At 66.1% G+C, this 25,226-nt stretch carries 24 protein-coding genes; 14 read left to right on the plus strand and 10 right to left on the minus strand.

Annotated elements, in window-relative coordinates; all coding sequences use genetic code 11:
- Positions 1–4: 4 nt before the first annotated feature.
- Positions 5–1,684 (minus strand): MOSC domain-containing protein, encoded by a 1,680-nt coding sequence (locus tag AC4LGL_RS09000; RefSeq protein WP_491838399.1) that lies wholly within the window; start codon positions 1,682–1,684, stop codon positions 5–7.
- 209 nt (positions 1,685–1,893) lie between these two features.
- Between AC4LGL_RS09000 and AC4LGL_RS09005 the strand changes: the two genes are divergently transcribed.
- The 4 genes from AC4LGL_RS09005 (at position 1,894) to AC4LGL_RS09020 (ending at position 6,216) form a co-directional block, all read left to right on the plus strand.
- The gene (locus AC4LGL_RS09005; RefSeq protein WP_491838400.1) at positions 1,894–3,240 is read left to right on the plus strand and encodes a TetR/AcrR family transcriptional regulator; all 1,347 of its coding nucleotides are present in this window, start codon (positions 1,894–1,896) and stop codon (positions 3,238–3,240) included.
- A gap of 157 nt (positions 3,241–3,397) precedes the next feature.
- Complete coding sequence (locus AC4LGL_RS09010) at positions 3,398–4,273, plus strand: DUF427 domain-containing protein (RefSeq protein ID WP_055112366.1); 876 nt, start codon at positions 3,398–3,400, stop codon at positions 4,271–4,273.
- A 2-nt stretch (positions 4,274–4,275) separates the two neighbouring features.
- Positions 4,276–4,725 carry a VOC family protein gene (locus AC4LGL_RS09015; RefSeq protein ID WP_491839311.1) on the plus strand — a complete coding sequence of 150 codons (450 nt, stop codon included), beginning with the start codon at positions 4,276–4,278 and terminating at the stop codon, positions 4,723–4,725.
- A gap of 3 nt (positions 4,726–4,728) precedes the next feature.
- Positions 4,729–6,216 (plus strand): dihydrolipoyl dehydrogenase family protein, encoded by a 1,488-nt coding sequence (locus tag AC4LGL_RS09020; RefSeq protein WP_491838401.1) that lies wholly within the window; start codon positions 4,729–4,731, stop codon positions 6,214–6,216.
- A 46-nt stretch (positions 6,217–6,262) separates the two neighbouring features.
- Here the strand turns inward: AC4LGL_RS09020 and AC4LGL_RS09025 are convergent, their stop codons facing one another.
- On the minus strand, positions 6,263–7,732 hold the full coding sequence (locus AC4LGL_RS09025; RefSeq protein WP_491838402.1) for an FAD-dependent monooxygenase: 1,470 nt from the start codon (positions 7,730–7,732) through the stop codon (positions 6,263–6,265).
- Complete coding sequence (locus tag AC4LGL_RS09030) at positions 7,729–8,283, minus strand: methyltransferase family protein (RefSeq protein ID WP_491838403.1); 555 nt, start codon at positions 8,281–8,283, stop codon at positions 7,729–7,731. Before AC4LGL_RS09030 ends, AC4LGL_RS09025 begins: the two co-directional genes overlap by 4 nt.
- Before the next feature lie 89 nt (positions 8,284–8,372).
- On the opposite strand from AC4LGL_RS09030, the gene AC4LGL_RS09035 reads away from it, so the two are divergent.
- Positions 8,373–8,972, plus strand: a complete 600-nt coding sequence (locus AC4LGL_RS09035) for a TetR/AcrR family transcriptional regulator (RefSeq protein ID WP_491838404.1) — start codon at positions 8,373–8,375, stop codon at positions 8,970–8,972.
- A 4-nt stretch (positions 8,973–8,976) separates the two neighbouring features.
- Here the strand turns inward: AC4LGL_RS09035 and AC4LGL_RS09040 are convergent, their stop codons facing one another.
- The 3 genes from AC4LGL_RS09040 to AC4LGL_RS09050 are packed head-to-tail and all read right to left on the minus strand — an operon-like array spanning position 8,977 to position 11,430.
- Positions 8,977–9,609 (minus strand): nucleotidyltransferase domain-containing protein, encoded by a 633-nt coding sequence (locus tag AC4LGL_RS09040; RefSeq protein ID WP_491838405.1) that lies wholly within the window; start codon positions 9,607–9,609, stop codon positions 8,977–8,979.
- Positions 9,602–10,408 (minus strand): Fic/DOC family protein, encoded by an 807-nt coding sequence (locus AC4LGL_RS09045; RefSeq protein WP_491838406.1) that lies wholly within the window; start codon positions 10,406–10,408, stop codon positions 9,602–9,604. Before AC4LGL_RS09045 ends, AC4LGL_RS09040 begins: the two co-directional genes overlap by 8 nt.
- On the minus strand, positions 10,402–11,430 hold the full coding sequence (locus AC4LGL_RS09050; RefSeq protein WP_491838407.1) for a putative nucleotidyltransferase substrate binding domain-containing protein: 1,029 nt from the start codon (positions 11,428–11,430) through the stop codon (positions 10,402–10,404). Before AC4LGL_RS09050 ends, AC4LGL_RS09045 begins: the two co-directional genes overlap by 7 nt.
- Before the next feature lie 171 nt (positions 11,431–11,601).
- On the opposite strand from AC4LGL_RS09050, the gene AC4LGL_RS09055 reads away from it, so the two are divergent.
- From AC4LGL_RS09055 to AC4LGL_RS09090, 8 genes are all read left to right on the plus strand, one after another.
- Positions 11,602–13,140 (plus strand): amino acid permease, encoded by a 1,539-nt coding sequence (locus AC4LGL_RS09055; RefSeq protein WP_491838408.1) that lies wholly within the window; start codon positions 11,602–11,604, stop codon positions 13,138–13,140.
- A gap of 2 nt (positions 13,141–13,142) precedes the next feature.
- A complete protein-coding gene (locus tag AC4LGL_RS09060; protein WP_491838409.1) occupies positions 13,143–13,970 on the plus strand; it encodes an urea amidolyase associated protein UAAP1 in 828 nt (275 codons plus the stop codon).
- Entirely contained in the window at positions 13,967–14,587 is a 621-nt protein-coding gene (locus tag AC4LGL_RS09065) for an urea amidolyase associated protein UAAP2 (RefSeq protein ID WP_491838410.1), read from the plus strand. The genes AC4LGL_RS09060 and AC4LGL_RS09065 overlap by 4 nt, the downstream gene beginning before the upstream one ends.
- On the plus strand, positions 14,584–16,578 hold the full coding sequence (locus AC4LGL_RS09070; protein WP_491838411.1) for a 5-oxoprolinase/urea amidolyase family protein: 1,995 nt from the start codon (positions 14,584–14,586) through the stop codon (positions 16,576–16,578). Before AC4LGL_RS09065 ends, AC4LGL_RS09070 begins: the two co-directional genes overlap by 4 nt.
- Positions 16,575–18,236 carry an allophanate hydrolase gene (atzF, locus tag AC4LGL_RS09075; RefSeq protein ID WP_491838412.1) on the plus strand — a complete coding sequence of 554 codons (1,662 nt, stop codon included), beginning with the start codon at positions 16,575–16,577 and terminating at the stop codon, positions 18,234–18,236. The genes AC4LGL_RS09070 and atzF overlap by 4 nt, the downstream gene beginning before the upstream one ends.
- Before the next feature lie 126 nt (positions 18,237–18,362).
- Positions 18,363–19,352, plus strand: a complete 990-nt coding sequence (locus tag AC4LGL_RS09080) for a hypothetical protein (RefSeq protein WP_491838413.1) — start codon at positions 18,363–18,365, stop codon at positions 19,350–19,352.
- A gap of 20 nt (positions 19,353–19,372) precedes the next feature.
- Positions 19,373–19,579 carry a DUF2191 domain-containing protein gene (locus AC4LGL_RS09085; protein WP_491838414.1) on the plus strand — a complete coding sequence of 69 codons (207 nt, stop codon included), beginning with the start codon at positions 19,373–19,375 and terminating at the stop codon, positions 19,577–19,579.
- Complete coding sequence (locus AC4LGL_RS09090) at positions 19,570–19,992, plus strand: PIN domain-containing protein (protein WP_491838415.1); 423 nt, start codon at positions 19,570–19,572, stop codon at positions 19,990–19,992. Before AC4LGL_RS09085 ends, AC4LGL_RS09090 begins: the two co-directional genes overlap by 10 nt.
- A 19-nt stretch (positions 19,993–20,011) precedes the next feature.
- On the opposite strand, the gene AC4LGL_RS09095 is transcribed toward AC4LGL_RS09090, so the two are convergent.
- Positions 20,012–20,590, minus strand: coding sequence for a TetR family transcriptional regulator (locus AC4LGL_RS09095; RefSeq protein WP_491838416.1), 579 nt, complete (start codon positions 20,588–20,590; stop codon positions 20,012–20,014).
- Positions 20,591–20,772: 182 nt separating this feature from the next.
- On the opposite strand from AC4LGL_RS09095, the gene AC4LGL_RS09100 reads away from it, so the two are divergent.
- Positions 20,773–22,374 carry an FAD-dependent oxidoreductase gene (locus tag AC4LGL_RS09100; RefSeq protein ID WP_491838417.1) on the plus strand — a complete coding sequence of 534 codons (1,602 nt, stop codon included), beginning with the start codon at positions 20,773–20,775 and terminating at the stop codon, positions 22,372–22,374.
- On the opposite strand, the gene AC4LGL_RS09105 is transcribed toward AC4LGL_RS09100, so the two are convergent.
- The 3 genes from AC4LGL_RS09105 to AC4LGL_RS09115 are packed head-to-tail and all read right to left on the minus strand — an operon-like array spanning position 22,352 to position 25,221.
- The gene (locus tag AC4LGL_RS09105) at positions 22,352–23,251 is read right to left on the minus strand and encodes a DMT family transporter (RefSeq protein ID WP_491838418.1); all 900 of its coding nucleotides are present in this window, start codon (positions 23,249–23,251) and stop codon (positions 22,352–22,354) included. The two genes, AC4LGL_RS09100 and AC4LGL_RS09105, sit on opposite strands and share 23 nt — an antisense overlap.
- Positions 23,252–23,260: 9 nt before the next feature.
- A complete protein-coding gene (gene dmpG / locus AC4LGL_RS09110) occupies positions 23,261–24,295 on the minus strand; it encodes a 4-hydroxy-2-oxovalerate aldolase (RefSeq protein WP_491838419.1) in 1,035 nt (344 codons plus the stop codon).
- On the minus strand, positions 24,292–25,221 hold the full coding sequence (locus tag AC4LGL_RS09115) for an acetaldehyde dehydrogenase (acetylating) (RefSeq protein ID WP_491839312.1): 930 nt from the start codon (positions 25,219–25,221) through the stop codon (positions 24,292–24,294). The genes dmpG and AC4LGL_RS09115 overlap by 4 nt, the downstream gene beginning before the upstream one ends.
- Between the last annotated feature and the right edge of the window lie 5 nt (positions 25,222–25,226).

A 25,226-nucleotide genomic window follows, 5' to 3' on the forward strand; every position in this document is an offset into this window, starting at 1 on the left:
GGCATCAGAGGTCCAGTACCAGTTCACCGCTGGGCGCAGCGCAACAGATGAGGGCCGATCCGGGGGCAGGCGGGTCAAGGGGGTCGGTGACGTAATCGAAGCTGCCGGTGACCACCTCGGTCGCACAAAGATGGCATACGCCGCTCCGGCAGGAGTACTGCGTGGGGACGTCGCAGGCCTCGGCCAGTTCCAACACGGTGCGGTATCGCGGCGACCAGGGCACGGTCAGTCCTGCACGGGCGAATGTCACTGCAGCGCCGGTTCCGGGTTCGCCGGCTGGGGGGTGCGGACGACGTACCTGCGCTGTCGGCAGGGATCCTGGATTGACCGCCTGCCGGGCACCGAACAATTCCGAGTGGATGCGCGTGATTCCGGCAGCGGTCAGAGCAGAAGCCATGTCTTCCATGAACTTCGACGGTCCGCAGACGAAGGCGGTGGCGTTCGCCGGCAGTCCCAGCGCAGCGATCCGCGTGTCGTCAAGCCGCCGACCGGGCGCCGCGGTGTAGAAGTCGTGCCGTTCGGCATTCGGCAGTGCCATCAACAACGTGGTGATCTCGTCGCGGAACGCGTGCGAGGACTCGTCATGCGTGGTGTGGACCCAGATGATGCGTCGGGAGCTGGACGTCGTCGCCAGGTGATGCAGCATAGCCAGCACTGGCGTGACACCGATGCCTGCCGACATCAGGATGAGCGGGCCCGGGGAATCGTCAAGGTGGAAATCCCCACGCGGCGCCCCGATGTCTACAGAGGTGCCGACGGTGGCCGTGTGATGGAACCACTGGCTGATCAAGCCGTGAGGTTCGCGCTTCACGCTGATTCGGTACCGGTCACCCGCCGGGGCTCCCGATAGTGAATAGCTGCGTACGACCGGGGGCTGCCCGGGTGTAGCGATGCGGACAGTCACATACTGGCCCGGCAGCGGAGCGGGGAGGGGCTCATCCGCTAGCAACTCGAACGACGCTACGTTGCTGGTCTCGCGGCGGATGGCGCCGATGCGCATCGGACGAAAACCCCGCCAAGCCGGTTGGGGTTCGGCGGGGGGATCCGCCGACAGCAGCTCATGGAACGACTGCGCCCATCCAGGGCTCAATGCAGGGATTTCGGCGGCCAGACGCATGCCGTGTTTGTCGGGATCTGGAAGGTAGAGCATTGCGTCGACCGCCGCGACCGACAATCGGTGTCGGCCCTGATGGGTTTGGACGATCTGATCGCCGGCGCAGACCCGTCCTTCGGTGACCACTCGGAAGTAGAACCCCGGGCGATGATGGGCTACCAGAAGTCTCGGCATGTCCGCTATTCCCAGGCGCATACCCACCCTGAAACAGGTGACGCGGGGTTGGGTGACTTCGAATTCCGCGTCGCCGATCCGGTATCGATCTCCGATGCAAACGGTGTCATCCGGCAGTCCGGACACGGTGAAGTTTTCGCCGAATTGTCCGGGTGACAGGTCATCGCGCCCCAACTCGCGTCGCCAGTAGTCATAGGACTCGGCCTGGTAGACCATGACCGCCCGGTTCTCGCCACCGTGACCGTTGAGATCGCCCTGCCCATCGCCGTCGACATTGAGTCGGCGAACCAGAACGGATCCCTCGACGGGCTCTTTGTAAATCCCGGTATGGATCGTCTTGCCCTGCCAGGAGACATCTTTGGGCATTCCGACATTTACCGAAAGCAGCCTGGCCATGCCGCTCCTTCCCGATGCCGTGCTGTGCGCTCGGCGAGTCGCCAGAGGGCCAGGACAGACGGTCGGCAATTTTGGGTTTCTGACCCCAATATTGCACCGCGGGAGGGCGGCGTCAATTGCTGGTTGATCAGCGGGCTCGCGGCGGCGCTTCGGCGTGCCGCCTTAATCATGAATCTCATAATGTGGGAGGGCGGTAGACTGGTCGGCAAATGTACACCGCAGGCCCTTCCACAGGATTTACGGCCAAGGGCCGTGCCACCCGCGAACGCATACTGCAGTCCGCCGCGCGGGTCATCCTCGATGATGGGCTGTCCGGGCTGAGCCTCGACAAGGTTAGGCAAGTCGCCTCCGTCAGCGGTTCGCAACTCAGTCACTACTACGCCGACAAGCAGGCGTTGATCCGGGCGGTGATGGAACGGCAGATGGAGGTCGTGCTCGGTTTCCACCGCCAGCCGATGCTCGGTGGGCTGGACACCTTCGACGACTTCGAGCGCTGGCTCGACCTCAACATGCGCTACCTGCGCAAGATCGGCTACACCGGAACGCCGACCTACCACGCGCTGGCGGGTCAGCTGATGAAGTCCGACGAGCAAACGCGGCAGGCGCTGGCCGCCGGGTATGAACAATGGATCTCCCAGCTGGAGCAGTCGTTTCAGCGCATGCTGGATCGCGGGGTGCTGGTGACATCGGCGGACCCCAAGGCGCTGGCGATGGTTGTCGTCGCCGGCCATCAGGGTGCGGGCACACTCACATTCGCCTACCGCCAGGAGTGGCCGCTGAGTGACACGCTCCGGTTTGTGGTCAATTACCTCCGCCTGTTCGCCGCTGATCCCGCCGAGCGGGTTGCGCGTCCCCCGCGTCGGCAGCGGGGCCGGCGTAAGCCGACAGTTGTGGTTGACGACGCGTCGCAGCGATTCACGCGCAAGGGGCTGGCGACCAGGGCTCGAATCATCGACGGTGCCGCTGAACTGATGTTCCGTGACGGTGTCGGCGGCACCAGTCTCGATGATGTGCGCCGGGCCGTCGGCGTGAGCGGATCGCAGATCGCCCACTACTTCGCTGGCAAGCGGGATCTGACCCGGCAGGTGATCGCGGCACGGGCAGACGACGTCCTTGAGTTTCACAGGCGGCCGGAGTTCTCGCAGCTCGGCAGCATCGCAGCGATTCGTACCTGGGCCAAAGCTTGTGAACGCCAACTCGAGACGGTCTATCTCCGTGGCGGGTGCATCTACGGCTCACTGACCGGCGAGCTTCTCGAAGAAGCCGAAGTCCTTGATGACCTGGCCGCCGGCTACGAGAAGTGGATCGACCTGTTCTGCGCCGGGCTGAGTGCGATGCGCAGCAAGGGCGAACTCGTTGAGCAAGCCGACCCGCATCACCTGGCGGTGGCGCTCGTCGCTGCGCATCAGGGCGGCACCATGCTGGCTTTCGCCACAGGTCACCCGGAGCCGTTCTGTGCGGTGGTCGGAGCGGCGGTCGACTATGTCGCGTCCTTTGCGGTGACCCCTGAGAAGCGTTCAAGGCGAGCGATCTCGCGGCGCAGCGCCAAGTCCTGATCGGACCCGGCGTTTTGGCCGGATGGGGATACCTCTGGACAAAAGTGGGTGATGTGACCCAGAATATTGGGTTATTAGACCCAATGATCGAACTTGTGGTGTCTGCGTACTGCGATCGGTCGATGCGGACGGTTACTTGAAGAGCGGGGAAAATTCCATGGGACTGGCTTGGCAACAGGGTCCACTGGCCTCCGGGTCCGTCGGCCAGTTTCTGACTCCGCAACCGTTGCCGGAACGACTGCTGTTCGCTGAGCCACTACGGCGTCGAATGCGGGTGAAGTTGGGCGACAAGTGGATTGCCGACAGTCAGAACGTCGTCCTGCTGCACGAGCCGGGGCGCTATCCGGTCGCTTATTTTCCTGCTGACGACCTAAGTCCGGAGGTTCTTGATGCTGAAGGGGTTGTCACCGAGCACCCCGAGCTGGGGCCGGTGCAATGGTTCAGTGCCCGGTCAGTAGAGCGCACGGTCAAACGGGCCGCCTGGCGATTCAGTTCTCTTCCTTCGTACGCCGGTGTACTCGAGAATCGGTTCGCGTTCGCCTGGCGGGCGATGGATGCGTTCTTCGAAGAGGATGAACGCGTTGTCGGTCACGCGGCAGATGCGTACCACCGCATCGACATCCGCTCGACATCCCGGAACCTGATCGTGCGTCACGGTGACCGGGTGATCGCCGAGACGAGCCACCCCCTGGCGCTGTATGAATCGGGATTCGCGGTCCGCTGGTACGTGCCTCGTGCGGACATCGACGAATCCGCCCTGAAACCTGTTGAGGGGCAGACGTTCTGCCCGTACAAAGGTTTGGCCAGCTACTACGACATCGGCGACCGGCGCCGGGCTGCATGGTCGTATACACAGGCCTGGACAGAGGTTGCCAGAGTGCGCAACCTCATCTCTTTCGAGCCGGACAAGGTCGATGTCCACCTCGACGGACGGCAGCTGGAATTGGAACCCGGACAGAACGTCCTGCCACACGGCGTCGACCGCGGGTTGGACCCCGCAGAGATTCTCGGCCGGTCAGAAGACGAACGGTGACGATCCAAGCCAGGCTCGAAGTCGTCACCGTGCCGGTGTCCGACCCGGACCGGTCGTTGCGGTTCTATCGGGACCAGCTCGGATTCGTACTCGATGTGGACTACGCACCGACGCCTGAATTTCGCGTGATCCAACTGACGCCGCCCGGGTCGGGCACCTCAATCCAGTTCGGAGTCGGATTGACCGACGCGATGCCGGGCAGCCAGCGCGGCATCTACCTGGTGGTGTCTGATATCGAGAGTTACCGCGACGAGCTCACCGGGCGAGGCGTTGCCGTCGGCGGTATCCGGCACAAAGACATCGACGGCGGGTGGCGTGGTGGGTTTCTGCCCGGCGTAGACCCGAATCGATCGGACCACGCGAGCTTCGCGGACTTCGTTGATCCCGACGGCAATTCCTGGGTGCTACAGGAACGTGACCACCACCCAACGACTACACACGGAACGGATTGACCATTGACCATCCAGAACTCCGAATCAACACCAGCCGAGGGCTCCGACACCGGTATCTACGACGTTATCGTTCTGGGCGCCGGCCCGGTGGGGCAGAACGTCGCCGCCCGGGCCCATGCCGCCGGCCTGAGCGTTGCGGTTATCGAGCGCGAACTCGTCGGCGGTGAATGTTCTTACTGGGGTTGCGTTCCGAGCAAGGCGCTCTTGCGCCCGGTACTCGCGATCGCCGACGCCCAGCGCATAGACGGTGCGCGCGAGGCAGTTTCGGACCCCATCGACGTGAAGGGCGTGTTCGGCCGTCGGGACCGGTACGTGACCGAGTGGAATGACGGTGGCCAGGCCGAAACGGTCGCCGCCATGGGTGTCGACCTGATTCGGGGCCACGGACGTCTCGACGGCCCACGCCGTGTCACAGTGACTTCGGCCGGCCGGGAGCCCCGAGTGCTGACGGCCCGCGAGGCCGTGGCGGTGTGTACCGGCAGCACGGCGGCGCTACCCGACATACCCGGCGTGGCCGACGCGCACCCCTGGACGAACCGCAAAGCCACCGACAGCAGTGACGTTCCTCCACGGTTGGCGGTGGTCGGCGGTGGGGGAGTCGGAGTAGAGATGGCGACGGCCTGGCGGGGACTCGGTTCCGAAGTCACATTGTTGGTGCGCACCCCCCGCCTCCTGCCCAAGATGGAGACCTTCGTCGGCGACCATGTCCGTCAGGGCCTTTCGGCTTCCGGCGTCGATGTGCGCACCGAGGTGACGGTCACCGCGCTGCGGCGCACGTCGCCGGCCGAACCGGTGGAAGTGATCCTGAGTGACGGTGACCGTCTCGTTGTCGACGAGATCCTCTTCGCCACCGGGCGCACGCCAAATACGACCGATATCGGGCTGGAGACGATCGGGCTGTCGCCTGGATCATGGCTCGATGTCGACGACACCTGCACTGTCCGTGAGGTTGGAGGTGACTGGTTGTACGCACTGGGCGATGCGAACCATCGCGCGCTGCTGACCCACCAGGGTAAATATCAGGCGCGCATCGTCGGCAACGTCATCGGCGCTCGCGCACAAGGGCTTCCGCTCGACACATCACCTTGGGGTCCGCATCTCGCCACGGCAGACACCCTCGCGGTGCCGCAGGCATTCTTCACCGATCCCGAAGCCGGCTCGGTGGGACTGACCTACGCGCAGGCTGCCCAGCAGCGACGTCGCGTGAAGGCCGTCGACGTCAACATCGGTCAAACGGTTCCCGGGGCGAACTTCTACGCGGACGGCTATACCGGGCAGGCTCGGCTCGTCGTCGATCTCGACCGCGGAATCCTGGTCGGGGCCAGCTTTGTCGGCCCCGGGGTGGTCGAATTGCTGCACTCGGCCACGATCGCGGTCGCCGGCGAGGTCCCCATCGACCGCCTCTGGCATGCGGTGCCGTGCTTCCCGACGATCAGTGAGGTGTGGCTCAGGCTGCTGGAAGCGCACCGCGATTCCGACCCATCGGACTGAGGCGACGGCCCACGGTGTCGGGGCCTTCGGCATCGGGTCATGCCGCCTACGCGATGTGCTCCCCGGCCGCGGGAGCGGTGAAGGTGTCGTCGAGATAGTCACGGAGTTCGCGAACATCGGCGTCGAGCAGTGCGAGGTAGCCGTCGGGACGCACCAGCGTCAGGCCCGCGCCTCCCACTGTGGCGGTGTCGTGCCGGACTTCGATCAGCTCCGCATGAGCCCCGATGGCTGCGTGGAGTCCGCGTGGCTTCGGACCGGAGTACAGCAGCGTGAACCTGGTTGAGTCGAGTACCTCCATGCGCGGGAAGCGGTCGCCGACTGCCAGGTGCGTGTCGTTGGTGCCGCCGGCTCCGTCGCGGTACGAGACGTCGAGCTGGGTCAGTGCGCGCTCCAAGACCCGCTGGACGGCGGGCCGCGCGGTGACGTGCGGTGCCAGATGACGGCGGCCGAACGTGGCAACAGGGTTGCGCAACAGGGTCATCCGGGTTGCTCTTCGCGTGCCCTTGACCAGCCGGTGTGCCACCGGGGAGCGTTCGGCGGCGTAACTGTCCAGTAGCTCGGGCGCAGCCTGTCCGTGCACCACGGCAGCCAGTTTCCAGCCGAGGTTGAACGCGTCCTGGATACCCGTGTTCATGCCCTGCCCGCCCACCACGGAATGCACATGCGCGGCGTCGCCGGCGAGGAACACCCGACCGACAGAATGCCTGGCCACCTTGCGTTGGTTGATGCGAAACCGGCCGGCATAGGTGATCTCGGCGACGCGGGCCCCGGCAGGCGCGCACCGGTCCACTGCGGACTGCAGCTCCTCGAAAGTCACGTCGCCGACGGGGGATTGGCCGGGTCGGTACGCGATGGTGAGCCGGTGCTGGTTGCCGGGCATCGGGAAGTAGGCGACGAACCGGCCCCGGTTGAGGAACGAGTAGAAGATGTCGTACGGCAGGGTCCAGTCCATGTGGACGTCGGCGACGGCGAAGTTCTCCTCGAATGCCGCGCCGACGAACGGTACTCGGATCTGGTGTCGCACCGTGCTGTGGGCGCCGTCGCAGCCGATGACCCACGGCGCGTGGGTCTGCTCGGCCAGGCCGGTGCGGTGCTGCAGAGTGACTCGGACGTGGCCGGGGGATTGGCTGAGGGCGGTCAGTTCGACGCCGTGTTCGATCGTGACACCGTACTCGGCCAGGCGGGCCGTCAGCAGTGCTTCCACCTGTGGTTGCGGCAGCATCAGCAGATAGGGGTGCGGCGTGGCGAGATCGTGGATGTCGATGTGCAGGAATCGTTTTCCCTCACTGAAGACATTGAACTCCGTGACCGGGACACCGCCGGCCACGGCCGCTTCCGCCAGGCCCAAGTTGTCGAACAGCTCGAGCGTTCTCGGCTGGACGCCGAGCGCGCGGGTTTCGGTCGTCGGCGCGGCGGCAGCGTCGACGATGCGGACTGCGACGCCCCGCCGGGCCAGTTCGATCGCCATCGTGAGCCCGGTCGGACCGGCGCCGACGATCACTACCTCTGCGGTCATCGAGGCTGGCCGTGCGCCGGTGTGGAGTCCAGGCCGGTGTACGCGGGAACCCACGCGGTCGGGCGCGGAATCCACCGTGGAACGTTTCGCCGGAAGTCGTCGTACTGAGCACCGAACCGTCTGCGGAGGTGGGGTTCCTCGAAGACCGGAATCGCGATCACGGTCAGCGTGCAGAACAGGGCGAACCAGCCGAAGAGCCAGGGCGAGGCCGTGGCCACCGCGGTACCGAGTTGGATGCAGAACACCGCGGTCATCATCGGGTTGCGGACGTGTCGATACGGACCTTCCACCACCAGGTTGACCGGGGATCCGATGGCCAGGGCGCCCTTGCCGATGCGGTCGAACAGGATCACCGTCCACACCAGGAACCACAGGCCGAACGCGATCAATGCCGCGCCCGCGATGGCGAGCAGTAGGCCCGAAGTGGTGGTCAGATCAGGGGCTTTCACGCCCGTCGTCCAGATGATCAAGGCCGGAATGAAGATCGTCATCGTCGCTGGGGCGATCAGCACCGAGATGGTGTGCCGCCACCAGAGTCGCCGTTGTGCCATGTCGAGCTCCTTTCTTCAACTGCTGTTGAAGAAAACGCTACGCCTCGTCTTCCGCATAGGTCAACGGTTGTTGAACTAAACTTCGGGCCATGTCGGAGACCGGGCGTAGCGGCCGGTGGCGCACGGGCCAACAGAACAAGCAGCGGATCGTCGACGCGGCCCGCGAGCACTTCATGCGTGACGGGTATGAGAAGGCGACGGTGCGCAGGATCGCCGCAGAGGCGGGCGTGGACGTCGCGATGGTCTACTACCACTTCGGCAACAAGGAAGGCTTGTTCAATGCCTCGGTGCTCGATACCCCGCAGCATCCGTTGCATCAACTGGCGAATCTGCTCGACGACGGACCCGGTGAGATCGGCGCACGGCTGGTACGCGATGTCGTTCAGCGGTGGGACGCGGGAGCGTCCTTCGATCTCTTGCTGACGGTGTTCCGGTCAGCGGACATCCATCCCTTGGCGCGCAAGCTTTTACACGACACCCTTGCCGGTCCGGTGGCCCAGCAGATCGCGGATCAGTTCGGTGTCGACAATGCCGAGTTGCGCGTCGAGCTGGTGACCGTGCACCTGGTTGGTCTGGCGTTCGCGCGCTATCAGCTCAAGATCGAACCGATGGCCTCGGCGAGTATCGATGAGCTGGTCGCGTGGATGGGGCCGACGGTGCAGCGGTATCTGACCGATCCGAATCCCTAGGCGCTCAGGCGCGTAGCCGGTTCAGCCAGGGGTGGTCCGGGTAGATTCGGGCCAGCCAGCCGATGAGGCGTGCCCGCGCGTCGATTGCGAGTCGCGGTGCGACGCGACGGAAATCGTCTTCATCCTTGGGTGCCGTGCGATGCGCTTTGAAGAGCAGTGCGACCTCGGGGATCACGTACGGTATCCCGTCTCGAACCCGGATGAGTTCGTCGTAGGACAGGGTGATCGCCGGGTCGCGCCGGCACGCCCACTGGTCGCCGTCGTGGGGTTCGCGGAACACATCGAGGTGATATCGGCCGGTGGCCGGGTCGCGGCACCAAGTCTGGTGCAGGTCGGGATGATCGCCGACGTCGCTGAACGACCACAGCCGGCCGTCACCGGCCACGTCCCACTCGAATCCGGCTAGCGCATCGGCGATTTGCGAGAAGTCGCGGCGGGGGACGGCGATCTCGATGTCGGCGTGTGGCCGCGGTGGATCACCGAGGTACAGGTCGATCGCCCAGCCCGCGGCCACACACCACGGTGCGTCGACGCCGGCCAACCGCTTTGTCACCTCGGTTGGTGTCCATGGGGCCCAAAGGCGGTCGGCCTCGTCGGCACTGATCGCCCGGCCGTGCGGGGGAAGACCGTCAGACATCGGCTTCCACTATCCTCGCCGGCTGCAGCCGTCCGCGCAGCACCGCCACGAACGGCCGAGGGTCGGCGCGACCGTCGCGCCGGAACGGCATTGAGTCCCGGGACGCGTCGATCCACTCCGAACGGGACATTCCATCGAGCACGAGCCGGCGTACGGCCCGGCGGGCGAGTAGATGCAGCAGCAGGGTTCCGGTGCGTCCATTGCCTTCTCGGAACGGATGAATCTGGTTGTAGTCGGCATAGATCCGGGACAGACGGTAGGAGAGTGTGCCGTCGTCGATGTCGGCACCCTCGCCGGCGAGCCGGTCGATTTCGGCCTGTAACGCGGCCAGTGCCCGCGGAATATGTGAGCACGGCCCGAACGCGCTGTCGCCCTTGCGGAGTTCGACGATTCGGGGCTCGCCGGCCCAGGCGTACACGTCGCCGAACACCTGTCGGTGCAACGATCGCACGTCCAGATCTGAGTCTTGGCAACGAAGATGCACCTGCAGGATCCGGCCTGCGGTCGCCACGAATTCCAGCTGCGTCAGGACAGTGGCGTCATGTACGCCGAAGTTGTTGCGCAGCAACGATGTTCCGGGAATGAAATATGGACGGCGACGCGCGAACACCCGCCGGCGTGAAGGCGGACGCGGATGGGGGAGATGCCGTCCCAGGTACTCGCCGTACGTCGTTGCGCCGGTGAGCAACGCGGTCAGGGAGTCGATCTGTTCGGCTGTGGGCCGCCAGCCTTCGAGCCGTTCGGCGGCGACGGTCTGGGCCAACGCATGACGCTCGGCCTCGCCGAGCTCAGTCACCATGCGGAGAACGTCGACGTCGACGCCAGATAGTCGAGTTTGCGTCGCACGCCGGTGAGTTCGCGGCCGATGCTGCGCAGAGCGGTGCGGTCCTGGGGTGACAGATCCGAGAGTTCGACGTGTTCATCGATGCGGTCGTCGGAGTCGGCGGGGTCCCATCGTGCGGCCCGCGCCCGCCAGCGGATGCTGGACCCGATCGCGTGACATTTGGCCAGTGCCCTGGCGTCGTCGGGATCGAGGTAGCGGGTACCTGCGGCCGCGCCGATGCGATCGGCGGTGAGCAGCGCGTCCGAGCCGCAACTGAGGGCGGCCCAGCGCGCGATCCGGACCACCGGGTCGACGGCGGCATGTTTGATGTCTACCCGGACGTCGACGGACGTCAGGGTGCGCAACCGGGACGGGATGTAGGCGCGGGCAAAGGTGGCGTCCTGCAGCATCGCCGCCAGCGCCGTGGGCTGCGCCCGCACCGCGATACCCGCTTGTTCGCGCAGGTCGGTGCTGTCGCCGACAGCTGGGCCGACGGGGACGGCGTCGGCCAGCAGGCCGATCATCACGACACCCCGGTCGGCGGACGGGTCCGCGGCCCATCCGCCGATCCCTGTACCCCAGTCCTGGGCGGTGCGGTTGAACCGCACCCGCGAGGCGACCGCGCCGTTGTCGTCGGCACGGAACCCGCAACAACCCAGCAGTTCATGCACGTGCGCTGCCTGGGCCAGGGCGGAATCCGGCGTGACGTCGGAGCCGCGGACCACGAGGGTTTCCAGGTCGGATCCGGGTAGTGCGTCTCCGCGGCCGACGCTGCCCGAGGCATACCAGTCGAGCCCGGGGGCGACCAGTCGCGCCGCGGTGGACAGTGCCGCGCGGATGACCGACGACCACGCCGCGGCGACCGACGCCGCACCGACCCGCGCTTCGATCACCTTGAGCACCGCGTCGCGGGCCTGGGCACCGGCTGTCACCAGGTCGTGCTCGTTGTCCGCCGACGCAATGCGCCGGCAGGCATCGTCCAACGCAGCCACAGCCATGTCGGTGATTGTGACAGCACACCGGCTCGGTGAGGTTTCGGCAACGCAATGCTTACCGCTCGCTACATGAACGAAACACGCGGGTGACAGCTCGGTCACGCCGAGAGGCTTATCTATCGAGTGACAGTTAAGAAGCTGGCGGCACCGCCCCAGAGCCTGAGAGAAACGCCTATGACCAGCAGCGCTACCGCGGGACCTGATGTGTCCGGCCGTTTCGGCGACCATGACGACCTCGCCGAGTTCGGTTATGACCAGCAGTTGCACCGTCGGCTCGGCAAGTTCGAATCCTTCGCCGCGGGCTTCTCGTTCGTGTCCATCCTGACCACGATCTTCCAGCTGTTCGGACTCGGGTTCGGCTTCGGCGGTCCCGCCTTCTTCTGGACCTGGCCCGCGGTGTTCCTCGGACAGTTCCTCGTCGCACTGTGCTTTGCCGAGCTGGCCGCGCGCTATCCGATCTCGGGTGCCATCTATCAGTGGTCCCGCCGGATGGGTGGCGAGGTGATCGGCTGGTTCGGCGGCTGGTTCATGATCCTGGCGCAGATCGTCACCGCCTCGGCCGCGGCGATCGCGCTGCAGGTGGTGCTGCCCACGATCTGGTCCGGCTTCCAGATCATCGGCGACGACCCGGCGTTGACCTCACCGAGCGGGGCGGCCAACGCCGTGCTGCTCGGCACCGTCCTGCTGGTGCTCACCACGACGATCAATTGTCTTGGCGTCAAATGGATGTCGCGCGTCAACAGCGCGGGGGTGGTCTGCGAGATCGTCGGCGTCATTGCCGTAATCGGGGTGTTCTTCACCCATGCCCAGCGCGGTCCACAGGTCGTGTTCGACACCGGTCACGCCGGAGGACAACCCGGCTACGTCTGGGCCTGGATCATGAGCGGACTGATGGCGGCCTACGTCATGGTCGGCTTCGGCTCGGCCGGTGAGCTTGCCGAGGAGACCCGCAATCCCCGGCGCGTCGCACCCCGGACCATCAGGATGGCGCTGTCAGTGTCAGCACTCGGCGGTGGTCTGATGATCCTGGGCGCCCTCATGGCGGCCCCCAGCCTGACCGACGGACGCCTGGCGACCGAAGGCCTCCCGTACGTGCTCGACACCGTGTTGTCCTCACCGTGGGGGACGGTGCTGCTGGTCGACGTCTGCATCGCGATCACCATCTGTACCTTGGCAATTCAGACCGCCGCCTCGCGGCTGATGTTCTCGATGGCCCGTGACGGGCGGCTGCCGGCCTCGTCGATCCTGTCCCGGGTCAACAGCCACACCGGCACACCGATCTGGCCGTCGGTGCTCATCGGTCTGCTGTGCATCGGAGTGCTGCTGGTCAACGTCGGCAACTCGGCGATCTTCGCGACGCTGGCCAGTGTCTGCATCATCCTGATCTACCTGGCCTACCTGATGGTGACCGCGCCGCTGCTGTATCGCCGCATCAAAGGCTGGCCCGCCCAGCGCAATCAGGTCGACGCCGAAGGCTTGCCGCTGTTCTCGCTCGGCAAGTTCGGCATCGCGGTCAACGTCCTGGCTGTCCTCTACGGCACGGTGATGATCGTCAACCTCGGCTGGCCCCGAGCCGAGATCTTCAATCCCGCCGGGGACATGCCGATCCTGCAGTGGGCGGGACCCCTGAGCATCGCGGCCGCGATAGTCCTCGGCGCAATGTGCTTCCCGCGGGGCAAGACCCACCCCAAACCCGTCACGATCGGAGCCTGAGGATGACCACAGCGACCACCGCCGGAGCCCGCGACCATGCTCGGGCCCAGGCCGGGACAATCACCGATTCGATGCCGGTCGTGCCGGCCTCGGCGTGGCCCACACCGCCGCAGAACGTGGCGCCCGAGCAATTGACTTGGGCTGAAACGGTTCCGGGTGGCCGCTACACCAGCAAGGTGCTGGCCCGCGGCACTCGGCTGCGCCTACGCGACCTGGACGGCACCGCATGCGCTCACCTGCTGCTGTGGCGGGCCGACGCGCCATGGGAGCGGCTCAACGTCGCCGACACCGTGAAAGTGCCGTGGCAGGCGTACCTTTCGGAAGGTCATCCCCTGCTGAGCGACCAGGGACGGGTGCTGGCCACGCTGGTGTCGGACACGTCCGGCCACCACGACGCGCTGTGCGGCACCAGCACCCTGACCGGCAATACGGCCAAATACGGCGCGGGCGAAGTGGAATCGGACAGTCCCGCCGGGCGTGAACTGCTCGCGCTCGCCGCCCTCAAGAACGGGCTGACGCGCCGTGACGTCGCGCCCAGCGTGTCGTTCTTCCACGGCGTGCGGGTCGATCTCGACGGCACGTTGGTGTCCACCGGTTCGGCCGGCGCAGGCAGGGCAGTCGAACTGATCACCCATCTGCCACTGATCGTGGCGATCGCCAACACTGCCCACCCACTCGATCCGGCAGCACAGTTCACCGTCGGATCGCTGGAGGTGTTGGCCTGGTCTGCACCGGGCGACCTGGCAGAGATCGGCGCCAGCGTGGCTGACCGTGACCCCGAATACCAACGCGCCTACCTGAATTCCGAAGACGTCTGGAGTGCCCGATGATCCTCACCGCCACCCACACCATCGTCGACGAGATCGTCGCGCCCCGCGCTCCGTGGTCCAAGGTCGTGCGCGCCGGAGACGTGCTGACCATCGTCGACCTGCACGGAAACCAGGCTGTGGACACCCTGTTCTACGGGGCCGACGACCACACCGTGCGCTACAGCGCACCCGCCACGATCGCGGCGCAGGGCAACATCTTCCTGACCACCGGGTCGGTGCTGCGCGACAGCGACGGTGCACCGATGCTGACCATCATCGACGACGAGGTCGGCAACCACGACACCCTCGGCGGGGCCTGCTCGCAGGAATCCAACACCCTGCGCTACGGGCACCACACCAAACACCAGCACGCCTGCGTGGAGAACTTTGTCGGCGAAGGCGCCCGGTGGGGGCTGACCAAGGCCGACATCGTCAGCAACATCAACTTCTTCATGAACGTCCCGGTGGATCCCGATGGCTCGCTGGGCATCGTCGACGGCCTGTCCGCACCGGGTAAGACCGTATCGCTGCGCGCCGAGATCGACACCCTGGTACTGGTGTCGAACTGCCCACAGATCAACAACCCGTGCAACGGATTCGACCCGACAGCAGTGCGCATGGTGGTGACGCGCCCATGACCGCGATCGAGGTGATCCGGCCCGGCATGGCCACCACGATCCAGGATTGGCCGGGGCGCAGCGGGTACTGGCAGATCGGTGTACCGCCGTCGGGACCCATGGACGACGTGTCCTTCCGGCTGGCCAACATCGCAGTCGGCAACGCCGAGGGCGCCCCCGGTCTGGAAGCCACCATGGGCGGACCGGCTCTACGCTTCGACACCGATACCTGGGTGTGTGTGACGGGTGCACCCGCACCGGTCAGCATCGGCGACGCCCGCGTACCGCAGTGGGTGCCGGTCCTGGTCGAGGCCGGTCAAGTTCTCGACGTGGGAATGGTGGACGGTCCAGGCCTGCGGATCTACCTCGCGATGGCCGGCGGTCTACAGGCCGATGAATACCTGGGCAGCGCTTCGACATTCACCCTTGGCCGGTTCGGCGGCCACGAGGGCCGGGTGCTGGCGGTGGGGGACAAGCTGGAAACCGCGGAGACGCCGGCTGGTACGCGTAGGCGCATCTTGTCCGAGGAACAACCGGCCATCGCCGGCCACTGGTACATCGCGGTGACCGTCGGCCCGCATTCGGCGCCGGAGTTCTTCACGCGCAACGACATCGACACGCTGCTCAACCATGACTACGAGGTGCACTTCAACTCCGACCGTACCGGCGTCCGGTTGATCGGACCCAAGCCGGAATGGGCCCGCCCCGACGGCGGGGAAGCCGGGCTGCATCCGTCGAACATCCACGACAACGCCTATTCGGTGGGTTCGCTCGACTTCACCGGGGACACCCCGATCCTGCTCGGCCCGGACGGTCCGAGCCTTGGCGGTTTCGTCTGCCCGGTCACCGTCACCGCCGCCGACCGATGGAAGTTGGGCCAACTCGCCCCCGGCGCCACCATCCGGTTCGTCCCGGTGAAGGCGACGGCGGCTCCCGCGCCGGCCACCTTCGGACCCGCGCGTCGCGCGTCGATCCCTGCGGTGTTCTCCGCCGGTGGAGACGTGGACGACGGAATCATCGCCGGCACAACCTCATCGGATGGCACGACAAACGTCACCTATCGCCGGATCGGGGACGACAACGTCCTGGTCGAGTACGGCGAGATGCGGCTGGATCTGGCATTGCGGGCCCGTGCCCACGCCCTGCACCACGCGCTGGAGCAGCACCGGCCCGACGGACTCATCGACCTGACGCCCGGGATTCGTTCCCTGCAGGTCAAGGTGGACCCGGCCCGACTGCCGCAGTCGGCTTTGGTGCCTCTGCTCGCCGAGCTCGAAGCCTCGTTGCCTGCCGCGCAGGATCTCGTGGTGCCCAGTCGCACCGTCCGGTTGCCGCTCAGCTGGGACGATCCGTCGACCCGCGAGGCGATCGAACGCTATATGCACGGCGTGCGCGCCGATGCGCCGTGGTGCCCGTGGAACATCGAGTTCATCCGGCGGATGAACGGCCTGGACTCGGTCGACGATGTGCACCGAATCGTCTACGACGCCGAATATCTGGTGCTCGGTCTCGGCGATGTGTATCTGGGCGCTCCAGTCGCCACACCGCTGGATCCGCGCCACCGCCTGGTGACCACGAAATACAACCCGGCCCGGACCTGGACTCCGGAGAACGCGGTCGGCATCGGCGGGGCATACCTGTGCATCTACGGCATGGAGGGGCCCGGCGGGTACCAGTTCGTCGGCCGCACCACGCAGATCTGGAATCATCGGCACCCGCTGGTCGCTCAGGGTTTCGATCCCGAACACCCATGGCTGTTGCGCTTTTTCGACCGGATCCAGTGGTACCCGGTGTCCGCCGAGGAACTGCTGGATCTACGCGCCGACATGGCGGCCGGGCGAGGCCACGTCGAGATCACCGATGGGACGTTCTCGCTGGCAGAGCACGAGCAGTTCCTGGCCGCGAACGCCGACGACATCGCCGCAACCCGCGCGAAGATGGAAGCGGCCCGCGCCGAGGAGCGCGAGCGTTGGGCGGCGGCAGGAGAATTCGTACGGAAGGAGTCTGCGTGAGCAAGATCGCCGAGATCTACCGGAACGTCGAAGCCAGTGGACGCGACGAGGTGTTCATCCACCTACGTCCGCAGGCTGAGGTGGAGAGCGATTACCGCACGGCGCTTGCCGCCGACGGCCCACTGGCCGGGCTGGTGCTGGCGGTCAAGGACAACGTCGACGTCGCCGGGATCCCGACCACTGCGGCCTGCCCAGATTTCAGCTATATTCCCGATGCCGACGCACCGGCGGTGACCGCTCTCAAGGCCGCCGGTGCTGTCGTCATCGGGAAGACCAACCTCGACCAGTTCGCCACGGGGTTGGTCGGAACCCGCAGTCCCTATGGCGCCGTGCGGGATTCCCGTCGGCCGGACTACATCTCCGGCGGATCGAGTTCTGGTTCCGCGGTGGCCGTCGCGCTCGGGTTCGCCGACATCGCGATCGGCACCGACACCGCGGGGTCAGGTCGGGTTCCGGCCGGATTGCAGGGCATCGTCGGCATCAAAGCCACGGTCGGCCTCGTCTCCACCGAGGGTGTCGTCCCAGCGTGTGCGAGCTATGACTGTGTGACGATCTTCGCGGCTGACCTGGCCACGGCCCAGTCGGCAATGGCCGTGATGAGTGCCGGTGCGCCGCAACGGCAGTGGCCGGCCGACGTCCCCTACGCCGCACCGGTGACTCCCAGAATCGCGATACCGGACACCCTGGATGGGCTCGACGACGAATGGCAGGCCGCCTTCGACGCCGCCGTACGCCAGGCGAAGGACGCCGGATTCGAGACGGTCCCGATCCCGATGGACGACTTCTTCGCCGCGGCCGGCCTTCTCTACAACGGTGCCCTGGTCGCCGAACGGTGGGATGCGGTGGGGGAGTTCGTCAGCACGGCGGGCGCCGACGTGGAGTTGGATCCGACCGTGGCCGCGATCATCACTGCGGCCGGCGCATATTCGGCCACGGACCTGCTGCGTGACCGGCGACGTGTCGACGAGCTACGCGGCAAGGCGCTGGCGCAGCTTGAGAGGTGTCACGCACTGATGGTGCCGACCGCGCCCGAGCATCCGCGCATCGAGGAAGTCGCGGCGGACCCGGTCGTCGTGAACTCCCGGATGGGCCGATACACCAACTTCTGCAACCTCTTCGACATGTGCGCCATCTCGGTTCCCGCAGGGACGGTGGCCGATGGGGCACAGTTCGGAATCACCCTGCTGGCGCCGGGATTCCACGACGGCGTCATCGCCGATCTGGCGGCCCGGTTCCTCGACGTTCCGTCACCCGAGACCTGGCCCGAGTCGGGCGGTGCGCCACTGGCCGAGCTCGCGGTGTTCGGTGCGCATCTGCGCGGGCAGCCGTTGGAGCATCAGCTCACCGGGCGAGGTGCGCGCTGGGCCGGACCGATCACCACCGCGCCGTACTATCGCCTCTTTGCCCTCGACACGGTTCCGCCGAAGCCAGGCCTGACGCGTGTCGCCGAGGGTGGGGCACCGATCGTGGGTGAGCGGTGGCTGTTGTCGCCGGCCGCGCTGGGGGAGTTCCTCGCCGAGTTGCCGGCGCCGATGCTGCTCGGGAAGGTCGAGCTCGACGACGGCCGCTGGATCACCGGTTTCGGTTGTGACCATATCGCGCCCACACAAGGCCGTGACATCACCGAGTACCGGGGTTGGTTGGCCGCGATGGCGTGAGCAAATGAGGCCGCGCACCTGTGGATGAATGACGCCTTGGGGATAACCCGTCGATGGGGCTCCGGTTTGTCGGACCCTATCTAGACGCTCGCAGAGACAACTGTCCTGCGAGAAAGGGAACGCGTCATGGGAAATCGGGCGAATTTCGTCATCGTCGAGAACGGGCAGTGGCAGCTGCACTACTCGCATTGGGCAGGTTGCAGGATGCTTGACGCGCTGGCATTCGGGCCTGAGTATGCGTTGCGGTACGTCAAGGCGCTGAGGGCGCTCCCGCCCACCGACTGGACGTGTCCGCTGTGGGCTGACGGTGGGGCGGTTATCGACGTCGACCAAAAGAGACTCCTGTTCTTCGGCGATGAGCTCATGTGCGACATGCCGATCCGCCGTGCGATGCTCGTCGTCCTGGTCGCGATGTGGCCGCACTACGAGGTGTGCTGGGCTTACGGTGGGACGCACGAACTCGCGAGCTATGTCGGTTCCGACTGCAAGTGGGATGAAGATCTTCGCGGCCCTGACATGAAGCTGGCGCGCAACCACGGCACCGGTCCGTGTCACGTGGTGTCGGTGATCGACAACGACGGCGAGCTTCGATTGTGGCCATTGTGGTGGGGCGTGAGTTCCGCACGGCACGGAGCAGCCCTCGTGGAATTGCTTCCAGGCAAGGGTTTTGCGCGATTGCGCCTCGGTCAGATTCCGGTGGGTGGGGTGCATATTGACACCGGTCGGCGCCGTGTTGGCGTCTGGTATACCGATGATCCGCAGAATGTGTTCGACCGGTTGCCGCGGCTGTGGGCGGGCTGGCAGACGGAGTGCTGGGACGACCGCTATGAGCAACATGTTGAACACTGTGGTGGGGCACTGCGCTTGCCGGAATTGGAGCCCGCTACAGGGGTCGTCATCGGTCGAGACTGGATCCGGAAGCGCGTATTCGAGAGTTTCGAGGATTCCCCGGCCGGTGCGGTCCTGCAGATCGCGAGCCTCGTTTCACCACTGGCGCCCGGCTTCGAGGTCGGCGCTGACGCGATCGCCGATTCTTCGTTACAGCCAAACACCGCGGAGTGGTCGCGATTCGAGGAAGCGTGCGCTGACGTCGGTCTATATACTCAAAGTGCCTGATGTATATATCGGAGGTACCCATGACGAAGCGCCTGATCGACATCGATGACGAGTTGCTGGCGGCTGCTCAGCGTGAACTCGAAACCACCGGGATTGCGGACACGGTTCGATCGGCATTGCGGCTCGCGGCAACGCGATCGGCCCGCGTGCGACAGGCGGATTGGCTCGCGTCGGGCGGTCTGGCGTCGCTGGCGGACAAGCGTGACAGGGACGAGGTATGGCGCTGACGGCACGGTTTCTCATCGACACGAGCGCAGCGGCACGGATGGCGCACCCGGAGATCTCGGATCGGCTGCGTCCACTCATCGAGGCGGGATTGGGGGCCACCTGCGCGGTCCTGGAAGCCGAAGCGCTCTACAGTGCTCGGTCGGCGGCGGAGTATGCGCAGCTGCGCGCGGATCGTCGAGCCGCGTACGAGTATCTGCCGACGGACGACGAGCATTGGCAGTCGGCTTTCGATGCCCAGTTTCGCTTGGCACAAGCCGGCCGGCATGGCGCAGTGGGTATCTCCGACCTGTTGACCTCGGTGATCGCAAGTTGCCACCGGTTGACGGTGGTGCACTATGACGCGGATTTTGAGATTGCTGCATCCGTACTGGATTTCGAGCAAGTATGGGTGGCTGCGCCGGGAAAGTATTGAGCGACAAGCTGATTGGCGGTCAGCTCCCAGGCACGATCAGCGAGACCATCGTCTCTAGCTGGCGGGCCATCTGCCGGTAGCTCATCGCGCCCGACTGTGCCTGTAGCAGTGCGCCCCAGAACACTGATTCCAAGGTGGCAAGTACCTCGGGCCACGCGCCGCCGCCCAATGCCGTCGAGATCCGGCGAGTGATCTCCACGGCAATCCGCCCACGCACGTCGTCGACAACCTCGTCGTCGGTGCTCAGCAGCGCCTGCGTGCAGGCCCGCGCCAGGCGAGGCTCATCGGCCATCAGCAGTGTGAGAGCGGTGAGCTGCTCGGTGACCCGACTGGTGGTGCTGGCCGTGGGATCGATGTCGAGCGGCAGCTGAATCACCCGGTCGAGGTACAGCTCGGCGAACACCACCTCGATGGATGGGAAATGCGCGTAGAGCGCCGCGGGCGCCATCTTCGCGCGGGCCGCCAGTGCCGGCACCGAGACGTCGTTGTGCGCGTCGAGAAGTTGTGTCGCCGCTCCGAAGACGCGGCGCTGCGTGCGGGTGCGCTGACCCTGCGCGTCGTGTAGGCGGGTGACGGTAGCCACCTCTGGCCTGGACATGTGTCCAAGATATAGAGCCGTGCCGCGAATGGCAATCGTTCGGTGAAACTGCCGGTATCTACACATTTTCTAGGTTGTCATTCGTGCAGATTGAGCGCCGATCAACACGCAGGCGAGGCTTTCGAGTCGATAAACCGGACAGGTGTCCAGTACGATCTGCCCAGATCGATAGGGGAGGTCCGATGGCTTACGTGATCACGCAGAACTGCTGCAAGGACGCCAGCTGTGTACCGGTATGCCCGGTGGACTGCATCCGCCCGGCCGAGGGCGGGCTGGATTCCGCGTCGGCCGAGATGCTCTACATCGATCCGGAATCGTGCATCGACTGTGGGGCCTGCTTCGAGGAGTGCCCGGTCGGCGCAATCCACTACGAAGAGGACCTGCCCGGCGAACTACAGCGGTTCAAGGACCTCAATGCTGCTTATTTCGAGCGCCACCCGCTCGAGCCGGTGACCGTGTCGGCAGCACCATCTCGCGCGCGGGTCGAGGCGGGATCATTGCGGGTGGCGATCGTCGGATCCGGGCCGGCCGCCTGCTACGCCGCTGCCGAGCTGATCGATGTGGACGGCGTCGAGATCAACCTGTTCGAGCGGCTGCCCACGCCGTTCGGTTTGATTCGCGCGGGGGTGGCCCCGGATCACCAACACACCAAGTCGGTCGTCGACATCTTCGAGCGGGCGTTCACCAACCCACGGTTTGCGAGCCATTTCAACGTCGAGGTCGGCCGTACCGTCAACCACGACGAGCTCCTGGCCCATCACCACGCGGTGATCTACGCGGTGGGCGCGGCGACCAGCCGGCGACTGGGCATCGACGGTGAGGATCTGATGGGCCACCACGCAGCCGCCGAGTTCGTCGGTTGGTACAACGGCCATCCCGACCACGCTGCCCATCAGTTCGACCTGTCGGGCGAACGCGCAGTCATCGTCGGCAATGGCAACGTCGCACTAGATGTGGCCCGGGTGTTGTTGATGGACCGCGACACGCTGGCCGCCACCGACATCGCACAGCACACGCTGGATGCCTTGGCTGACAGTGCAATTCGGGAAGTGGTGATCCTGGCACGGCGCGGTATCGAGCACGCGGCGTTCTCGGCGGGGGAGTTCCAGGCACTAGGGCACCTCGACGGCGTCGACGTCGTCGTGGATCCCGCGGACCTTCCCGACGATGACGAGCACGACGACGTCGAAACCTCGTTCAAACTCGCCATCGCCCGTGAATATGCCCAGCGCACCCCGGCGCCGGGGAACCGGCGCGTGGTCTTCAGGTTCGGCGTCGCTCCGACGGCCGTCTTGGGCGCCGAACGCGCCGAAGGACTCGAGATCGGCAGTGACCGGTGCGGCACCGAAGTGATCGAGACGTCGCTGATCCTGCGCTCGATCGGATACCGCGGCCTGCCCGTCGCCGGACTGCCCTACGACGAGGACTCCGGAACTGTGCCCAACGATTCAGGCCGCGTGGTCAATGGTTCACCGGTGCCCGGCACATACGTGACCGGCTGGATCAAACGTGGACCTCGTGGGGTGATCGGCACCAACCGGTTGTGCGCCGAACAGACGGTGGCTCAGCTGTGGGCGGATTTCGATGCCGGCCTGCTGCGCCGTGATGTCGAGGGCCGCGAGTCGCTCGATGCGTTGTTGGCCGCGCGGGGTGCCGAACCGCTCGGATGGTCGGGGTGGCGTGCCATCGATGCTGCCGAGCGGGACCGCGGTGTGCAGGTAGCGCGACCCCGGTTGAAGTTCGTATCGGTGGAGGAGATGCTCAGCGCGGGCCTGCGCGGCTGACCTCGGCCTCGATCTGTGGGTCGGGATCACGCGGGGTACGCGTCGCCAGGATCGATCCGGCGAGGATCAACGCCAGGCCGGCGACGTTGTACACCGTGAGTGGTTCGCCCAGCACGATGACGCCGGCGGCCAGCGCGACGGCCGGGTTGACGTAGGTGAACACCAGCGCCCTCGCGCCGCCGACCTCGCGGATCAGCGCGAAGAACACCACGAATGCCAGCGCCGTGCAGATCACCGCGAGTGCGGCCAGTGCGATGAGCACTGATCGTGACGGCGTCTCGTCAGGCCAGGTCAGGATCGCTGGGGTGGTGTAGATCAGCGCCGCGATCGTCAGACACGCCGCGGTCAACGGGAGCGTCGGCACGTCTCCCAGATACCGGGCGGCGATCAGCGGAGCGATCGCGTAACACGTTGCCACCAACAGCACTTCGGCGATGGGCCCGGCGTGACCGCCCGCCAGCCCCGGCCCGGCGAGCACCGCCACACCGGCCAGGCCCACCCCGAGGCCGGTGATCCGCTTGGCGCTCAACCGTTCTCCACCGGTCAGCCGGTCCAGTACCGCGGCGACGATCGGGGCGGTGGCGATCAGCAGGCCGGTCAGCGAGCTGCTCAGGTGGCGTTCGGCGTCGGTGAGGAGGAACCACGCCGCGATGATCTCGAAGAATGCGAAGGCCAGCACGGGCCGCCAGTGCCGCAGCACCGGAGCCCAGGCGGCGCGGGACATCACCAGTGGCAGCAGGACGGCCGCGCCGACGGCTGTGCGGGCCAGGACCAGCACCGGAACCGAGACGCCCTCGACGGCGATCTTGATCAGCAGGTACGGGATGCCCCAGATGAGGCTCATGGCGCCCAGCAGCAGCCATCCCCGCACGCTCACCGGTTCAGACTACGGGCGCCCCGTGCCGGCAGGCTCGATCGACGTGGTCAGATCCAGTGCGATATCGGCGAGCATGTCTTCTTGCCCACCGACCATGCCGCGGCGGCCGGCTTCTTCGAGCAGGCTGCGCGCGTCGATGTCGTAGCGGGCGGCCGCAGCCTCCGCGTGGCGCAGGAAGCTGGAGTACACCCCGGCGTACCCCAGCGTGAGGGTCTCCCGGTCGACCCGGACCGGCCGGTCCTGCAGTGGCCGCACGATATCGTCGGCGGCGTCCTGCAGGCCGTGCAGATCGCAACGGTGATCCCAGCCCAGCTTGTCGGCCACGGCGATGAATACCTCCAGCGGTGCATTGCCTGCGCCGGCTCCCATACCGGTCAGCGAGGCGTCCACCCGAGTGGCACCGTGCTCGACGGCGATGATGGAGTTGGCCACTCCCAACGACAGATTGTGGTGGGCGTGGATACCGATTTCGGTTGTCGGCAACAGGGTCTGGCGTAGGGCATCGACCCGATCGGCGATATCGCGCATGGTCATCGCGCCGCCCGAGTCGACCACGTACACGCACGTTGCGCCGTAACTCTCCATCAACGAAGCCTGCTCGGCCAGGCCGGCCGGTGAGGCCAGGTGGCTCATCATCAGGAAGCCGACGGCGTCCATGCCGAGCTCGCGCGCTGCGGTCAGATGGTGCGCGGAGATGTCGGCCTCCGTGCAGTGGGTGGCGACACGTACGACGGTGGCCCCCGCGTGGTGGGCCTCTCGGAGATTGCGCACGGTGCCGATCCCGGGAAGCACCAGTGTCGCCACCGCGGCCCGGACGACGACGCCGGCAACGGCTTCGATCCATTCCAGGTCGGTGTGGGCGCCGAAGCCGTAGATGCAGCTCGATCCGCCGAGCCCGTCTCCGTGGGCGACCTCGATGGAGTCCACCCCCGCCGTGTCCAGCGCCCGGGCGATCGAGACGGCCTGATCGATGCTGTACCGGTGGCGCACCGCGTGCATACCGTCGCGCAGGGTGACATCGCTGACATACAGGTTGTGAATCATGCCGGCACTCCGGCGGTTTCGGCCATGGTGGCGATGTGCTCGGCAGTCGCCTTGGCCGCTGACGTCATGATGTCGAGGTTGCCCGCATAGGCGGGAAGATAGTGGGCGGCGCCGGTGACTTCGAGCATGACGGTGACGCGGGTGCCGGTGAAGTCGCCGGTTTCCGGGATCCGCAGCGGATCCCGGCTACCGAACGTCTCGAATTGCACGGCCTGCTTGAGGCGATAGCCCGGTACGTAACCGCTGACCTTCTTGACCATGGCGGCGATGTCGTTGTCGATGACGGCGTGGTCAGCCTCGCCCTCGACCAGGCAGTAGACGGTGTTGCGCATCATCACCGGCGGATCGGCCGGGTTCAGGATCATCACCGCCTTGGCGCGCTGTGCGCCACCGACGACTTGTAGTGCCGTCGAGGTGGTTTCGATGAATTCGTCGATGTTGGCCCGGGTACCGGGACCCGCCGACTTGGCGGAGATCGACGAGACGATCTCGGCGTACGACACCATCCCGGACCGTGCGACCGCTGCCACGATCGGGATGGTCGCCTGTCCGCCGCAGGTGACCATGTTCAGGTTGCGCGCCCCGAGGTGATCATCGAGATTGACCACCGGCACGCAGTACGGGCCGGTGGCGGCGGGCGTGAGATCGAGGACCCGCACCCCGGTGGGTTCGAGCCTGGCCCAGTTCACCCGATGCGCTTCGGCGGAGGTGGCGTCGAAAACCAGTTTGATCTCACCGAAATTCGGCATGGCGAGCAAGCCGTCGACACCGGCCGCGGTAGTCGGCACACCCAACCGCGCGGCGCGGGTCAGGCCGTCGGATGCCGGGTCGATCCCGACCATCGCTCCCATCGTCAGCTGGCCGTCGCTGCGCAGGATCTTGAGCATGAGATCGGTGCCGATGTTGCCCGAGCCGATGATGGCCACCGGCC

The sequence above is a fragment of the Mycolicibacterium arcueilense genome, assembly GCF_058536225.1.

Bases quoted from the DNA above. Each gene is read 5' to 3' on its own strand.
- AC4LGL_RS09045 (WP_491838406.1), bottom strand. From the start codon at position 10,408: ATGGTGACTGAGCTCGGCGAGGCCGAGCGTCATGCGTTGGCCCAGACC.
- AC4LGL_RS09090 (WP_491838415.1), top strand. From the start codon at position 19,570: ATGGCGCTGACGGCACGGTTTCTCATCGACACGAGCGCAGCGGCACGG.
- AC4LGL_RS09010 (WP_055112366.1), top strand. From the start codon at position 3,398: ATGGGACTGGCTTGGCAACAGGGTCCACTGGCCTCCGGGTCCGTCGGC.
- AC4LGL_RS09050 (WP_491838407.1), bottom strand. From the start codon at position 11,430: ATGGCTGTGGCTGCGTTGGACGATGCCTGCCGGCGCATTGCGTCGGCG.
- AC4LGL_RS09100 (WP_491838417.1), top strand. From the start codon at position 20,773: ATGGCTTACGTGATCACGCAGAACTGCTGCAAGGACGCCAGCTGTGTA.
- AC4LGL_RS09005 (WP_491838400.1), top strand. From the start codon at position 1,894: ATGTACACCGCAGGCCCTTCCACAGGATTTACGGCCAAGGGCCGTGCC.
- AC4LGL_RS09055 (WP_491838408.1), top strand. From the start codon at position 11,602: ATGACCAGCAGCGCTACCGCGGGACCTGATGTGTCCGGCCGTTTCGGC.
- AC4LGL_RS09065 (WP_491838410.1), top strand. From the start codon at position 13,967: ATGATCCTCACCGCCACCCACACCATCGTCGACGAGATCGTCGCGCCC.
- AC4LGL_RS09095 (WP_491838416.1), bottom strand. From the start codon at position 20,590: ATGTCCAGGCCAGAGGTGGCTACCGTCACCCGCCTACACGACGCGCAG.
- AC4LGL_RS09040 (WP_491838405.1), bottom strand. From the start codon at position 9,609: ATGTCTGACGGTCTTCCCCCGCACGGCCGGGCGATCAGTGCCGACGAG.
- AC4LGL_RS09000 (WP_491838399.1), bottom strand. From the start codon at position 1,684: ATGGCCAGGCTGCTTTCGGTAAATGTCGGAATGCCCAAAGATGTCTCC.
- AC4LGL_RS09080 (WP_491838413.1), top strand. From the start codon at position 18,363: ATGGGAAATCGGGCGAATTTCGTCATCGTCGAGAACGGGCAGTGGCAG.
- AC4LGL_RS09060 (WP_491838409.1), top strand. From the start codon at position 13,143: ATGACCACAGCGACCACCGCCGGAGCCCGCGACCATGCTCGGGCCCAG.
- AC4LGL_RS09070 (WP_491838411.1), top strand. From the start codon at position 14,584: ATGACCGCGATCGAGGTGATCCGGCCCGGCATGGCCACCACGATCCAG.
- AC4LGL_RS09025 (WP_491838402.1), bottom strand. From the start codon at position 7,732: ATGACCGCAGAGGTAGTGATCGTCGGCGCCGGTCCGACCGGGCTCACG.
- AC4LGL_RS09085 (WP_491838414.1), top strand. From the start codon at position 19,373: ATGACGAAGCGCCTGATCGACATCGATGACGAGTTGCTGGCGGCTGCT.
- AC4LGL_RS09030 (WP_491838403.1), bottom strand. From the start codon at position 8,283: ATGGCACAACGGCGACTCTGGTGGCGGCACACCATCTCGGTGCTGATC.
- dmpG (WP_491838419.1), bottom strand. From the start codon at position 24,295: ATGATTCACAACCTGTATGTCAGCGATGTCACCCTGCGCGACGGTATG.
- AC4LGL_RS09035 (WP_491838404.1), top strand. From the start codon at position 8,373: ATGTCGGAGACCGGGCGTAGCGGCCGGTGGCGCACGGGCCAACAGAAC.